Source organism: Clostridia bacterium (assembly GCA_035628995.1).
In the GTDB taxonomy this organism is placed as follows: Bacteria; Bacillota; Clostridia; order Lutisporales; family Lutisporaceae; genus BRH-c25.
In genome coordinates this window covers 253003-267559 of record DASPIR010000010.1, presented here as the reverse complement: position 1 = coordinate 267559, position 14557 = coordinate 253003, and the positions used below count along the sequence as shown (strand labels likewise).

Annotated in this window: 14 protein-coding genes and 1 riboswitch; of the genes, 12 read left to right on the top strand and 2 right to left on the bottom strand. The window is 37.1% G+C overall.

Features of this window, described 5'->3' with window-relative positions:
* Positions 1-555: 555 nt before the first annotated feature.
* A riboswitch (guanidine-I (ykkC/yxkD leader) is annotated at positions 556-651 on the top strand.
* A 104-nt stretch (positions 652-755) separates the two neighbouring features.
* The 4 genes from VEB00_04045 to VEB00_04030 all read left to right on the top strand — a co-directional run bounded on the left by VEB00_04045 (position 756) and on the right by VEB00_04030 (position 2906).
* Complete coding sequence (locus tag VEB00_04045; protein HYF82186.1) at positions 756-1085, top strand: multidrug efflux SMR transporter; 330 nt, start codon at positions 756-758, stop codon at positions 1083-1085.
* Positions 1085-1792: a B3/4 domain-containing protein gene (locus VEB00_04040; GenBank protein ID HYF82185.1), complete on the top strand. Its 708-nt coding sequence runs from the start codon at positions 1085-1087 to the stop codon at positions 1790-1792. The genes VEB00_04045 and VEB00_04040 overlap by 1 nt, the downstream gene beginning before the upstream one ends.
* A gap of 18 nt (positions 1793-1810) precedes the next feature.
* Complete coding sequence (locus VEB00_04035; GenBank protein HYF82184.1) at positions 1811-2500, top strand: radical SAM protein; 690 nt, start codon at positions 1811-1813, stop codon at positions 2498-2500.
* Between the two features lie 244 nt (positions 2501-2744).
* Positions 2745-2906, top strand: coding sequence for a DUF255 domain-containing protein (locus tag VEB00_04030; protein ID HYF82183.1), 162 nt, complete (start codon positions 2745-2747; stop codon positions 2904-2906).
* Positions 2907-3002: 96 nt separating this feature from the next.
* On the opposite strand, the gene VEB00_04025 is transcribed toward VEB00_04030, so the two are convergent.
* Complete coding sequence (locus VEB00_04025) at positions 3003-3533, bottom strand: GNAT family N-acetyltransferase (GenBank protein ID HYF82182.1); 531 nt, start codon at positions 3531-3533, stop codon at positions 3003-3005.
* A 304-nt stretch (positions 3534-3837) separates the two neighbouring features.
* Here VEB00_04025 and VEB00_04020 point away from each other — a divergent pair, with 304 nt between their 5' ends.
* Positions 3838-5895: a thioredoxin domain-containing protein gene (locus VEB00_04020; protein HYF82181.1), complete on the top strand. Its 2058-nt coding sequence runs from the start codon at positions 3838-3840 to the stop codon at positions 5893-5895.
* On the opposite strand, the gene VEB00_04015 is transcribed toward VEB00_04020, so the two are convergent.
* A complete protein-coding gene (locus VEB00_04015) occupies positions 5892-6506 on the bottom strand; it encodes a CoA pyrophosphatase (protein HYF82180.1) in 615 nt (204 codons plus the stop codon). The two genes, VEB00_04020 and VEB00_04015, sit on opposite strands and share 4 nt — an antisense overlap.
* 298 nt (positions 6507-6804) lie before the next feature.
* On the opposite strand from VEB00_04015, the gene VEB00_04010 reads away from it, so the two are divergent.
* The 7 genes from VEB00_04010 (at position 6805) to nikC (ending at position 14541) form a co-directional block, all read left to right on the top strand.
* On the top strand, positions 6805-7881 hold the full coding sequence (locus VEB00_04010) for an alanine--glyoxylate aminotransferase family protein (protein ID HYF82179.1): 1077 nt from the start codon (positions 6805-6807) through the stop codon (positions 7879-7881).
* Positions 7882-8167: 286 nt separating this feature from the next.
* On the top strand, positions 8168-8725 hold the full coding sequence (locus tag VEB00_04005) for an XRE family transcriptional regulator (GenBank protein HYF82178.1): 558 nt from the start codon (positions 8168-8170) through the stop codon (positions 8723-8725).
* A gap of 56 nt (positions 8726-8781) precedes the next feature.
* A complete protein-coding gene (locus tag VEB00_04000) occupies positions 8782-9111 on the top strand; it encodes a cupin domain-containing protein (protein ID HYF82177.1) in 330 nt (109 codons plus the stop codon).
* 12 nt (positions 9112-9123) lie between these two features.
* Positions 9124-10791, top strand: coding sequence for a DUF885 domain-containing protein (locus VEB00_03995; protein ID HYF82176.1), 1668 nt, complete (start codon positions 9124-9126; stop codon positions 10789-10791).
* Between the two features lie 211 nt (positions 10792-11002).
* The gene (locus tag VEB00_03990; GenBank protein ID HYF82175.1) at positions 11003-12583 is read left to right on the top strand and encodes an ABC transporter substrate-binding protein; all 1581 of its coding nucleotides are present in this window, start codon (positions 11003-11005) and stop codon (positions 12581-12583) included.
* A 131-nt stretch (positions 12584-12714) separates the two neighbouring features.
* The gene (locus tag VEB00_03985) at positions 12715-13695 is read left to right on the top strand and encodes an ABC transporter permease (protein ID HYF82174.1); all 981 of its coding nucleotides are present in this window, start codon (positions 12715-12717) and stop codon (positions 13693-13695) included.
* A gap of 9 nt (positions 13696-13704) precedes the next feature.
* Positions 13705-14541, top strand: coding sequence for a nickel transporter permease (gene nikC, locus VEB00_03980; GenBank protein ID HYF82173.1), 837 nt, complete (start codon positions 13705-13707; stop codon positions 14539-14541).
* The last annotated feature ends 16 nt before the right edge of the window (positions 14542-14557 follow it).

Here is a 14557-nt window from a genome sequence, read left to right as displayed (position 1 = left end):
GTTCCACGGATTCCTACGGAATTGCACGGTTAATTTTATATAATATATAGCGACATTAGAGAGTTTTGATACTTACTCTTTATCGATTATTACTTATGTTTCAGAATATTTTTTCCCACCGTGTGTTTAGTGGATTTCAGTATTTTTCCGAAGGAAAACCGTGGTACCCGTTCCCCGTTGCTTAAGACGCATCATTTATAAAATGTACAATAGTGGGGTTAAATAAGAGTAAGCATACTTTCTTATCTGTATAGTTATCGCATACCTTCAGTTACTATTGATGAAATATACTTCTTTTTATTTATCTTATACGCATATTATTAAGAGCACTACTTTGATGGCAAAAGGTTCCGTTTTGAGGTGCGAAGCACCTAAATCACACTATAAGTCAGATGTATTTTCGCAATGAAAATCGCATGTGATTTCTACTGTGAATTTGGTATCATAGTAATGAATAATTGTTTGATTTTGCAAAAATGTAAGTTGACTTAGATTTTGTATTATGCTAATATTCATCTATAAATTGCAAATTATAAATCGTAAAATATTTAATATAGTTTAGTCTTCTAGGGTTCCGCAGTTTATAACTGGCTGGTCCAAGAGAAGACGCACAGGTAACTGTGTACACGGAAGGATAAAAGCCTGGGAGATATTTTGAAAATATTTCCTTGGGCTTTTTTATTTTACTTATTTTAGAATATTGCTATGAAATATTCTTATGGTGAACGCAAATATTGATTTTGGAAGGAGTAATTATGGAGTGGTTTTATTTGGTGGTAGCAGGAATTTTGGAAATTGGTTGGGCAATCGGTTTAAAGTATTCCCAGGGGTTTACAAAAACACTGCCTAACATACTAACTATTATAGGAATAGTTGCAAGTTTCTATTTTTTATCATTGTCTTTAAAAAGTCTACCAATAGGTACTGCATATGCAATCTGGACAGGAATAGGCACTATTGGTACAGTATTGTTAGGTATTATTCTGTTTAAGGAACCCATAAATATCGTGCGTATAGTTTGTATAGTATTTATAGTTAGTGGAATCATTGGTTTGAAATTAATATCTATTGAGGAGGTATTTTAATGAAAAACTTTATTATCGAGGATGATTTTTGGAGCGTATTCCCTAATGCAAAGATTGGAGTTGTTATTTGTCATGGTATAGATAATTCAATAAAAGATGAAGAAAAATATAATGAAATGCTTTTAAAGGCAGAACAAGAAGCATTAAATTATTTACGGGATTCGGAATTTAGCAATAATGAGGTAATAAAAACATGGAGAGAAGCATTTCAAAAATTTAAAACAAAGAAAGGTGCAAGGTCATCAATTGAAGCATTATTAAAACGAGTTTATAATGGAAATCATATAGGAACTATTAACCCTCTGGTGGATATTTATAATTCTATTTCGTTAAGATATGCATTGCCTTGCGGTGGTGAGGATATAGACAAATTCGTTGGCGATATTAGATTGACGAAGGCAGTTGGAAATGAGGAGTTTATTCCATTAGGTACAGATGAAAATGCACCTCCATATGAAGGCGAAATAGTCTACAAAGATAATAATGGAGCAATTTGCAGATGCTTAAATTGGCGTGAGGCAGTAAGAACAATGCTTACTGAAAGTACAAATAACGCTCTACTATGTATTGAGTTAACTGATGAAAAAAGACTAATAGAATTTGAAAATGCTTTGAAGGATTTAGCAAAAATAGTGCAAGATAATCTAGGAGGAACAAACAGAGTTTCAATTCTAGATATTAATAATAAGAAAGTTTCAATCGAGTAATTTTAGGGGGATGAAGGAATGGGTGGTTTTAGCTATAAGGATATTTATATTGAGGATGGTCAAAGGGTACTAGAAATAAATATATTGCCTGAAAAATATTGCAACTTTGACTGTATTTTTTGTCCTATTGGAAGGTCATACAATAAGGTGGATACACCGCAGTCATTTGCGGAAATGGATAATTCATTAAGAGAGCTAGAGAGTAAATTAGAAAAAAATAAAGTAGATTTAGTTTTTATTAACTCTAAAGGCGAAGCTCTAGTAAATGAAAAAATTAGAGATATTATAGAACTCATCAAAAGTAAAGGATTGCCTGTAAGATTGCTTTCTAATGGTTACTTACTTGGTAGGAATGAATATAAAGAAATAGCAAATATGTGTGATGAAGTTATTGGAGAAATAAAAGCAGTAACAGAAGAAGATTTTCAAAAAATCCAAAGACCAATTGAGGGGTATACACTCGAAGAATATATTTCAAATATGATTACTTTTAATAAGCAATATAAAGGTAAATTCATATTAGAAGTGACAATTATCAAGGGATATAATGATACAGAGAAAACTATTAATAAGGTTAAAAATATTATTAATGAATTATCTCCAGACAAGATAATAGCTGCAAGAATGAATGATGAAAGATTTAAGAAAAAACTTGGTATCAGTAATGAAAGATTTAATGAGATTTCAAAAATATTACAAAACAGCTAATTGTTCAAATAGACAATATTATTATAAAGTGCAACAAGTGATCCTTGCATACTTATGATATGCAGGGGTTTTTCTGTGCTAAAATGCTTGTGATTTCATCTGCGATTTTATATGTGTTTTTACCTGTGAAAATCACTGTTATTTTAAGTTTTGCACCTCAAAACGGAACTCGTTGAACTTAGGTTAGTAACCTTTTTATTTTTAGGGTAAACTAAATCAAATATATTTGAAAGGAGATGATTTAATGCCTAATGAAAAAGTACCTAATAGACTGATAACGCAGAAGTCGCCTTATTTATTAGCTCATGCCTTCAACCCTATAAACTGGTTCACATGGGAGCCGGAAGCATTTGAGAAGGCGAAGGCTGAGGATAAGCCAATCTTCCTGTCTATTGGGTACTCATAGGTATAAATGCATCCTGTCATTGGTGTCATGTAACCTATTAACTGCAATTCATATAAAAAGTCGCTCATTCCTGTATAGGGAACAAGCGACATAAAACTAATTTTTACTATATAATTCTGTTCTCATCAATTTCATACATAATTGTGGCTCTACATCAAGCTTTCGGCAAGGTTCACACTCTTTAAAACCAAACTTACTGACACTTGCTATAGATGCTTTATTTTGCGGATGCGTAAGAATATAAATACAATTGACATTTAGATACTCAAAGCATTTGTTAATGAGTAATGGTAATGCTTCAGATACATAACCCTTTCCCCAATAATCCTTCCAAATGTCATAACCAATCTCTACTTGTTTAAGTTCATTATCCCAGTAATGATAACCGCATGTTCCGATAAATAAATCAGTATTTTTATCAAACATACCATAACGAAGGTAACCTTTTTCCTCTGGATTTTGATAATGCTCAATGATGCCTTTGGCTTCTTCCAAATCACATGGGGGCTCGCTAAAATATTTACACATATCTGGGTCGGAAAATTGCTTGTAGATTACTTCTATATCCTTAGTGTTTAATAAACGGAATTTCATCCTTTTCGTTTCAAAAGAATCTGATATCTTCATAATAGTCACCTCATATTTGAGGATAAAAAGATAAGATATAATTGACATTAGGTCAATCGTCAAAGATATCCTTTAACCTCTTCTCACCTCTATAATTTTTAAGAACATAAAACCAACTCCTTTCTTCTAAATTTAACCAATTTCATACTATCATTATGTTTTTTATACGTCAACAGTGAATTCTATTTGACGCTCACTGAACACGGTTCGGTTCACACACTTAACCTTATTATTAAATATTGTTGAATATGTATTATGCATATGACAAAAACTACTTTCGAATTTATTGAATGGAAGTGAGAACATGTCAACTGAGAATAAACACAAATATACAAATAAGCTGATACAAGAAAAATCCCCATATCTGCTCCAACATGCCCACAATCCTGTGGATTGGTATCCATGGAGTGGTGAAGCTTTTTCACGGGCTGTAGCAGAAGATAAGCCAATATTCCTTAGTATAGGGTATAGCACCTGCCATTGGTGTCATGTAATGGAGAGGGAATCCTTTGAGGATGAGGAAGTAGCAAAGGCTTTGAACGGTAGCTTCATAGCCATAAAAGTCGACAGGGAGGAGAGGCCTGATATCGACCATATTTATATGAATGTTTGTCAAGCGCTTACGGGAAGCGGAGGATGGCCACTGACCATCATTATGACGCCTGACAAAAAGCCTTTTTTCGCAGGTACCTATTTCCCTAAGAAGGCAAGGATGGGCTATCCCGGAGTGCTTGAGATACTGGAGAAAACCATGTACTCTTGGAACACTCAGAAAGATAGTCTGCTAGAGACTTCAGAGAGTATACTGGAGCATATAAGATCGGACTCAGGAGCTGGTTCTGAGGGGGAACTTAGCTTAGAAGAGGCAAACAAGGCATTCAAAGGCTTCAAATCAAGCTTTGACAGTGAATATGGCGGCTTCGCAAGAGCACCTAAATTTCCTACGCCTCATAACCTGCAATTCTTACTGAGATATTGGAAAGTCACAAATGATTCAGATGCGTTGAAAATGGTGGAAAAGACCCTGGTTTCAATGTACAGGGGAGGTATATACGATCATGTGGGATATGGATTTTCCAGGTATTCTACAGATCGTAAATGGCTGGTGCCACATTTTGAAAAAATGCTTTATGACAACGCCGAGTTGGCTATTATATATCTAGAAGCCTATCAGGCCACAGGAAAAAAACAATACGGGGAAGTTGCCAGACAAATATTCGAATATGTATTAAGGGATATGACATCGGATGAGGGCGGTTTTTATTCGGCAGAGGATGCTGACTCGGAGGGAGTCGAGGGGAAGTTCTATGTGTGGAGTCCAAAGGAAATTACAGAGATACTGGGCGAGGACGCAGCAGTGGAATTCAATGGCTACTATGGAATAAACGAGAAGGGCAATTTTGAGGAGAAGAGCATACCCAATTTATTGCACAATGAGGAAGCCTTTGATAGAATAACTGCAAATTCGGTAGAGGATTATAGAAAAAAAGTATTTGAAGCAAGAGAAAAACGAGTGCATCCATATAAGGATGATAAAATACTTACCTCATGGAACGGTTTAATGATAGCTGCACTGGCAATGGGAGCAAGAGTGCTGAATAATAGAAAATATGCTGAAGCAGCAGAAAAGGCAGTAGCTTTTATAAAATCAAAGCTTGTACGGGAGGATGGCAGGCTGCTTGCCAGATATAGAGAGGGCGAAGCTGCCTATTCAGGCTATCTGGATGATTATGCATTTTTGACTTGGGGGCTGATTGAGCTTTATGAAGCAACCTTTAAGGCAGAATATCTGAAATTTGCCCTAGCTTTGAACAAGGATATGCTGAAGTATTTCTATGATGAGGACAATGGAGGTCTTTTCCTGTATGGAAGCGACAGCGAAAAGCTTATTGTAAGGCCTAAGGATGTGTACGACGGTGCAACTCCTTCTGGAAACTCAGTAGCTGCGGTGAACTTGCTGAGATTGGGAAGGCTCACAGGGGACTCTGACCTGGAGGATAAAGCATATGAACAGCTCAGCACTTTTGGAGGCCTGATAGAAGGGTATCCTATGGGATACACTCATATGCTCATGGCACTGCTCTTTGTAAATAGCAAAGCAAGCGAAATAGTCATAGTAGGAAATCGGGAGGATCAGAGTGCTGGAAGGATGTTTTCCATGGTCAATGACCACTTTCTTCCTTTTACTGTAGTCGTGTTCAAGGATGAAGAAGCTGTAGCAGCTGGGATAACAAGCATTGCGGCCTATACCGAAGGTCAAATAATGATAGAAGACAAGGCTACGGCTTATGTATGTGAGAATTTCTCTTGCAGGGCTCCTGTGACAGATCTGAAGGAGCTTGAAAACATCATAAGGAGTTAAGGCATATCAGCCCTTAGCAGCTGTATAAAGTTATATGTGATCCTTGCTGTAATACCCCATACAATCCTATCCTCATAGGTATAAAAGTATACCGGATACTTGCCTTTTGCCCAAGGATAGTTCCTGCCCTTTTGAATCATTTCATAGGGGAAGCCCTCCTTGGGCTTCATCTCAATATCTATATAGCGGCACAGAGGCTCTGTTTCCATTAGGAAGGACATTGGTATGTAGAAGGTCTCCTTTACCTCGTCGATATTGTATTTCCCATGGTAATCATGTAATAGGCCGACAAAGGGATAAATCACAGTATTGAAAGGTGTGACCAGCGTATCCAGCTGGCCTATTACCCTTATACTATTCTCAGGTATCAGCAGTTCTTCGGAGGTTTCTCTGACAGCAGCTTTCACGCTTTCCTCCATGCTTTCAATTTTGCCTCCGGGAAAGCATATTTCATTAGGCTGATTATTGAGGTTCTCAGATCTCACTTCAAATAGAAGAGAATGTTCTCCGGCTCTTTCTACTATAGGCACAAGTACAGAGAACTCTTTGCAAATATCCTTATTGCATATATTTATCTTTCTATTCTTAAGCTTTTCCAAATCAATTTTCATAGCTGCCCCTTTGCATAATAATCAATGTTGTGAGAACTATGTATATATTATATGATAATTGTTCACAATTCCAGTATATCAGAATCGTAGAGCCTTTAGAATCACATAATAAAAAGTGGAATGAAAAGTAATGTAACATTGTCGGAAGATTATGAATAACGCGTTATGCACTATTTTTGAATTTACCTGTTGAGGGTTATTCCTGCAAATGTTATTATTATCTTTAGTATATAACAAAAAATACACAATCATTAAAATAATAGTTGAAAAAGATGTAAATTCAAAAGGAGGAATAAAAATGCACAAGAAACTATTTATCCCCGGCCCAATTGACGTACGTGAGGATGTTCTTCAGAAAATGGCTACACCTCAGATCAGCCATCGTTCAAAAGCTGCTTCTGCATTACAGAGAGGCATTTCCGAAAAACTTCAAAAGGTATTCCAGACAAATAACACAATGATACTTTCAACTTCATCAGGAAGCGGGCTTATGGAAGCTGCTATCCGCTGCTGTACAAGAAAAAGAGTTGCTGTATTCTCAGTAGGAGCCTTTGGTGACAGATGGTACAAAATGGCTAAATCAAATGGAGTGCCAGCAGACAAGATTTCATCAGCACCTGGCAAACCAACAACTGTAGCCATGGTAGATGAAGCACTTGCAACAGGTAAATATGATGCTATAACAGTGACGCACAATGAGACATCGGCAGGTATAATGAATCCTTGCGGTGAAATCGGAGAGCTTCTTAAATCAAAATATCCAGAGGTACTCTATCTTGTCGACACTGTAAGTTCAATGGGTGGAGCAGACATTAAGGTTGACAAATGGGGAATAGATGTTTGTATAACTTCAACACAGAAATGTATGGGCTTGCCTGCCGGTATGTCAATATGCTCAGTTACACAAAGATCTATTGAAGCTGCCAGACAGGTAGAAAACAGAGGACTGTACTTTGACCTTGTTGAGCTTTATGACACTATACAGAAGAAAGACCACCAGTATCCATCGACTCCTTCACTGGCACATATGTTTGCAATGGACTATCAGCTGGATAAGATACTTGCTGAAGGTATCGAAAAGAGATTTGCAAGACACATTGAGATGGCTGAATATGTGCGTACATGGGCTAAGAAGAACTTTGCGATATTTGTTGAAGATCCCAAGTATCTTTCAAATACTCTTACAACTATTAAGAACACAAAAGGCATCAACGTAAGCGACCTCAATAAACAGCTGGGTGAAAGAGGCTTTGAAATCTCCAACGGTTATGGAGACCTTAAGGATGTAACCTTCAGAATATCCCACATGGGTGATTACACACTAGATGAAGTAAAGGAACTGATTAAGAATATTGATCAAATATTAGGACTATAAGTCAAATATTAGTAACACTTGTCCGGCTCACGTATCAAATATACGAGAGCCGTATTTTTTTGTATCTGATCTTATTCAAATTTAGTGTAAATGTTTCCTTAATTGTTATTGGATTCATACTATACCCAATATAATTTCTAGTGTGAATTCAATGCAGAAACAAATAAAAAAGTAGTGAAATTTTTAATAGTGTAATATTTAAATAATAGTTGACAAAATTCACTGAAAATTATAAAATTTAAGTGACAGTGAAAAAATGAAGTAATATGAAAAAGGAGAGGGCGAAGTGGAACAAAAGACAGTGGATAATATTAGTAAAGAAATCAGAAAACGTAGATTAGAAAAAAATATGACATTAAAGGAGTTAAGCGAAAAAACTAATTTATCGGTTAGTTTTCTGTCACAAGTTGAAAGAGGTATCTCATCAATGACAATAGTATCATTGAAGAGTATTGCCAATGCCCTTGACGTTTCTTTGAGAGACTTAGTAGATGTTGATGATAAGACAAGCTTTGTTAATAAGAAGGACAATCAAATATTACTAAGACTTGAAAAGTCATTTATCAGCTATATTAGGCTAAGTGGGAAATTTGAAAACAGAAAATTAGAGGGTGTATTAGTAACAATGAAACCCAATTTCTACGAGAGTGAAGAAACTTCTCACGAGGGTGAAGAATTTTACTATGTACTAAAGGGATCAGCCGTGTTTATTGTTGATGGAGCAGAATATATAATAAGCGAAGGAGAAACAATGCATTACCCATCAACGCTTCCACACAAAACAATAAATCCAGAGGATCAGGAATTGGTGATGCTGAGTATCATAACGCCCACTATATTTTGATAGTCTAATATTATAAATCATACTAAACTGCTATTAAATTGAAGGGAGAGATAAAAATGCATTTTACAAGAAATAAGGACTTTATTTCAGAAGATTTTGGCAGCTATATAATAGTTACCGCGGTAGAAAATAGTTCGAACGGAAAAGTGATAAAAATGGGCAAAGCTACTCTTAAGCCCGGATCAAGGATTCCAGCAGAAGGAGCTACTTTCCATGAAAACGACGAATTTAGTTTTGTTGTAAAAGGAAAGGTGGCAATAGGGACGGAAAATGGTTTATCCAACCTGGATACAGGAGATATAAGCTTTGTACCTAAGGCAGAAAAACATTGGAGCATTAATGAGGGCGACACCGATTGTGAATTGGTTTGGGTTTTGGTAGAGTAAGGAGGCCATTTAATGAAAACCAACAGTTTAATTAAAAAGGAAGCTGATCTGTTTTTTCAAAGTGTCAGCACCAATGATTTTTACAGCTTTACAAGATGTGATTTCAAAAGTGGTGTCTTGATAGATTTGTCTTATGAAAAGGCTCTTTTTGACACTGGAAAAGCAGAGGACTTTGTCAAAAGGATGCAGAGTATAAAAGAGGAAAACCTTTTATCAGAATATGATGAATTAATGATAGAAGCCATAGAAGACTTTTGCAATTATATTGTGACTAATGAAAAGTATTACTGGTATAAATTCAATATTACACACAACACATGTCCTATACCATACCTGATAAAAGGGTTATCCAAGTTTCCAATTAACAATGACAGCGGTTTGGAGAACTATGTCAGACTTTTGGAACAGATGGCTTCCACAATGAAGTTTATAAGAGAAAAGCTTCATTTACAGAGGGAGAAGGGTATAACCATACCACAGGAGGAATGTGTAATAACTGAAAAAATGCTTAAAGGCTTCATTCAAGATCCTGACAATGGAGATTTGAGTTATGTAAGCAAAGCCGACAATCTTATACTAAAGGATAGAGAATACTTTGAACATAGGATTAATAATGCAATAACAAGGTTTAATGATGAAATTAAGATAACAATTGAGTATTTAAAAAATGACTACATAAAAAATGTGAAAAGTAGACCAGGTCTGTGCAATCAACCGGGAGGAACAGAATATTATAAGGCCTTGGTTAAAGTGTTTACATCATATGAACTTACACCGGAAGAAGTACATAATATAGGGCTGAAAAACCTTGAAATTACCAAGTCTAAAATGCAGGATATCATAAAAAGACTTGGTTTTGATTTAAGTATAGAAGAGTTCAATAAATTATTGAATAAAGATTCACAGTTTTTTGACAAAACAAAGGAAGACCTAGGCAACCGGTTGACAAAGCACCTTGAACTGATAAGGCCACTTCTAAAGGACTATTTTTATAATCAACCGCTTACGGACTGCGAAGTAAGACCGATAGAGGCAGCCAGAGAATCCTCAACCTCATGGGGCTACTATGCTGTACCCGTGGGAACAGATAAAAACGGGGTTTACTATTTCAGCGGAGGAGAATTGGATACAAGATGCCAGATACGGGCTGCTGCCATAGTATATCACGAGCTGCTGCCGGGGCATCATTTTCAGATGAATCTAATTGCCGAGGATGAGAGCTTGCCGAAGATATGCAACAGTCATTTCAACACTGCTTTTGCAGATGGTTGGGCGGAATATTCAGCAGATCTGGCCAATGAGATGGGACTTTACACCGATTATGACTTATACGGAAGATACCTGTGGGATTTAGTGCTCTGCACCAGACTGGTAGTTGATACAGGACTCAATGCTTTAGGTTGGACAATGGATAAAGCGAGAGATTTTATGAAGCAGAACACATCACTGACAGGGGAAGAGATATTTACAGAATCCTTAAGATATGCCGTGGACATGCCAGGCCAGGCTTTGGCCTACAAAATGGGAAGCCTCAAGATGCAAGAACTCCGACGAAAAGCAGAAACTACTTTGCAGGAAAGGTTCGACATAAAGGAATATCATGAGGCTGTTCTAAAATTAGGCTCTATACCATTAAGCATACTGGAAAAGAAAATAAACAGATTTATAGCGTGTCGATAAGCTGTATCAGTGTGATAAGACATGCTATCACGCTATGTAGAAAGAATTTGTATGATTATTTTTGGAATCTACATAACAAAGTTATTGTATAAATCAACACAAATATTTGCAATCGGTCATATACGAATAATATATATTGTGCTGAAGTCTAAATTATCATAGTACTGTAGATTTCTTAACTAATAAATAATAAGTATGAGGAGGAGCGAAAATGAAAAAAAGGATACTGTGTTTAGTACTAGTTGTAGCAATTTTAGTATTTACTGCAGCCTGTGGAAAGCCCGAACCTGCTTCGCAGCCTGTGGATCAGGGAGCAAATGGAACATCAGATTATAAGGATACAATAAAGATTGCAGTTGACGTTGATCCAAATACGTTGGATCCAAGACTTCAAACAAACGTATCAGTCGTTAGAGTTGGAGAACTAGTATTCAGCGGCTTGGTAGAGCTTAATGAAAAGCTGGAACCCCAGCCATGTTTGGCAGAAAGTTGGGAACAGAAGGATGCTACTACCCTGATATTTCATTTGAAAAAAGATGTTAAGTGGCATGATGGTACTGCATTTACTGCAGCAGACGTAAAGTACACCTTTGATACTATTCTTGACAAAGACTTTGGTTCAGCTGCCAGGTCCAGATATGTGCCAATAAAGGAAATACTTACACCTGATGACTATACGGTACAGTTTAACATGAGTGAACCATACGCTCCGTTATTAACTTATATGGATCATAAAATAGTACCGCAGAGTGCTAAGGACAACCCGGGCTTTGCTGAGAATCCTATTGGTACAGGCCCTTATAAGTTCGTAAGCTGGAGTAAGAACAGCGTTATTAAGTTAACTGCCAACGATTCATATTTTGGTGGCACACCGGCAACAAAAAATATTGAAGTACATACTATACCTGACAACACAACAAGAGTATCTGCACTAGAAGCAGGGGATGTGGATTTCATCCATTCGCCGCTTTCACCTCAGGATGTACCTAGAATGAAGCAGGAAGACAAAGTTGTAGTGTACCAGGCTAATGGTCTCGGAGTTACCTTTGTAAACTTCAATCATCAGTCTGAAATATTAAAGGATAAAAATGTAAGAATCGGTTTAGCTTATATGATTGATAAGGATACAATATCGAAAGACATATATCAGGGAATGGATACTCCTGCAAACGGACCTGTTTTGCCAGCATCATGGGCATATTCAGCAGATATTAAAGATTACCCATATGATCCAGCAAAGGGCTTGCAGGTACTCAGTGATGCAGGTTGGAAGGATACTAATGGAGACGGAATACTTGACAAGGACGGCAAGAAGTTAACTGTTAGACTGTCAACACATACTGAAGATCCAAATAGGGTTCAAGCTATAGAATATATTCAAAACACCCTTGCATCAAACGGGATAGACGCTCAGGTGAGCACATATGAATGGGCTACTCTAAGCGCAGATTTTACAGCTGGAAATTATGATATTGCCATAGCTGGATTGCTTAATATTACTGACCCTGACAGAGGAATGTATATCCAGTTCCATACTGGCGGAGGACAGAACTACGGCAAATACAGCTATCCTGAAATGGACGCTTTGTTGGACAAGGGAAGAACTACTTCCGACCAGTCTGAAAGAGCAAAGATTTATCAGCAAACTGCACAGATGATCAATGATGAGGTTATGTGGAAAACTCTAGTATTCCAAGGTTATATAGTAATGTACAACAAGAACCTTGAAGGCTATACACCAATGCCCTCTGGTCAGATATCTGCAATGAGAGATGCGAAAGTAAAAAATTAAACGGAACCATATTGAACGCACTGAAGAATTTATATTGGGTTAAAGGCGAATTCAATAACAACTAAGGAAATGTTTATGCGAAATTTGAAGAACGCTATAATATGTGTTTCGCAAAACATATAGGTGATTAGATGGTTAAATATGTATTTAACAGGATTCTTCAAATCATACCAGTAGTATTCGGTATAACAGTGCTTGTATTTTTTATAATGAGGCTGATACCTGGGGATCCGGCAATGGTTATGTTGGGACAAGATGCTACGCCTGAAGATATAGCTAGAATTAGGTCGATTTTGGGGTTGGACAGAAATATTTTTGTCCAACTTCTCTCCTACCTAAAAAATATGCTGACTTTGGATTTTGGAAATTCTATATTCCTTAGGCAACCTGTAATGGAGGTTATTAAGACAAGTTTTCCTGCAACTATAGAACTTTCAGTGACAGCTCTAATAATATCCTTGATAATTGCAGTACCTTTGGGAATAATCTCAGCAGTCAAGCAGAACACGTGGATTGATTATACAAGTATGGCATTTGCACAGATAGGAATATCAATGCCTGTCTTCTGGATTGGCGTCCTTCTAATACTGCTTTTCTCTGTTGAACTTGGTTGGCTGCCTTCATTTGGGAGAGGCGAATCTATAATTGAAGGGCTGAAAGTATTAGTGACTACTGGTTCGGGAAATGTACTTTTGACGAGTTTAAGAAAGCTCATTTTACCGGCAACTTCCCTAGGCATAATGGGATCAGCCATGATATCAAGAATGATAAGATCCACTATGCTGGAGGTACTGGACAGCGACTATATAAGAACTGCCAGAGCCAAAGGAACTGCCGAAAGAAAAGTTATTATGAAGCATGCCTTCAGAAATGCACTGCTTCCTGTTGTAACAATAGTAGGTTTGCAGTTTGGAACTCTATTGGGCGGTTCTATTATAACGGAATCTGTATTTGCTTGGCCTGGTATCGGTAGGATAATTGTTACTGCAATATCTCAAAGAGATTTCCCGATGGTACAGGGAGGGGTTATATTTCTAGCAACAACCTTTGCGGTAATAAACCTGTTAGTTGACGTTTTGTATGTAGTAATAAATCCGAAAATCCGTCATTAGAGGTGAACCATGAAATCTTTATTTTTCAAAAGACTATTGAATAACAAGTCTGCAGTCATAGGGGGAGTAATAGTAATCATCGTTATAATTTGTGCACTGTTAGCTTCGGTGCTATCACCCTATGATCCTTATACAATGAATATGCCGAATAGACTGCAGGGGCCGAGTAATACTCACCTGCTCGGAACTGACCAGTTCGGAAGGGATTTGCTGACAAGACTCATATATGGTGCCAAAGTATCCCTGCAGGTTGGTGTTATAGCAGTTGGGCTAGCAATGTTTGTGGGAGTATTTTTGGGATTGATTGCAGGCTATTATGGAGGCTGGACAGACAAAATCATAATGAGGTTTGTAGACATTTTTCTGGCATTCCCAATAATACTGCTGGCAATTGCTTTTGTCGCGGCCTTGGGGCCTAGTACTCGAAATGTAATGCTTGCTCTAGGCATGGTGTATTGGACTTCCTATACAAGGGTTGTCAGGTCAAGTGTTTTATCAATAAAAGAAGAAGAGTATATTATGGCGGCTATTACTACAGGCGCTAGTGACTTAAGAATAATATTTACTTATATATTGCCAAATGCTTTAGCTCCTATAATAGTTATGGCTACTCTGGGACTAGGCACTGCAATAATAAGTGAGTCTACCCTGAGCTTTTTAGGCTTGGGAGTACAGCCTCCGACAGCAAGTTGGGGATCTACTCTTGCCTTTGGCTTGAAGTTTTTAAGAAATGCCCCTTATTTGTCGATTTTTCCTGGGCTGGCGATAATGCTTACAGTTCTGGGCTTCAATCTGCTGGGTAACGGCTTAAGGGATATTACTGATCCAAAACTGACTAGAAAATAGAAAGAATTGAAGGAGA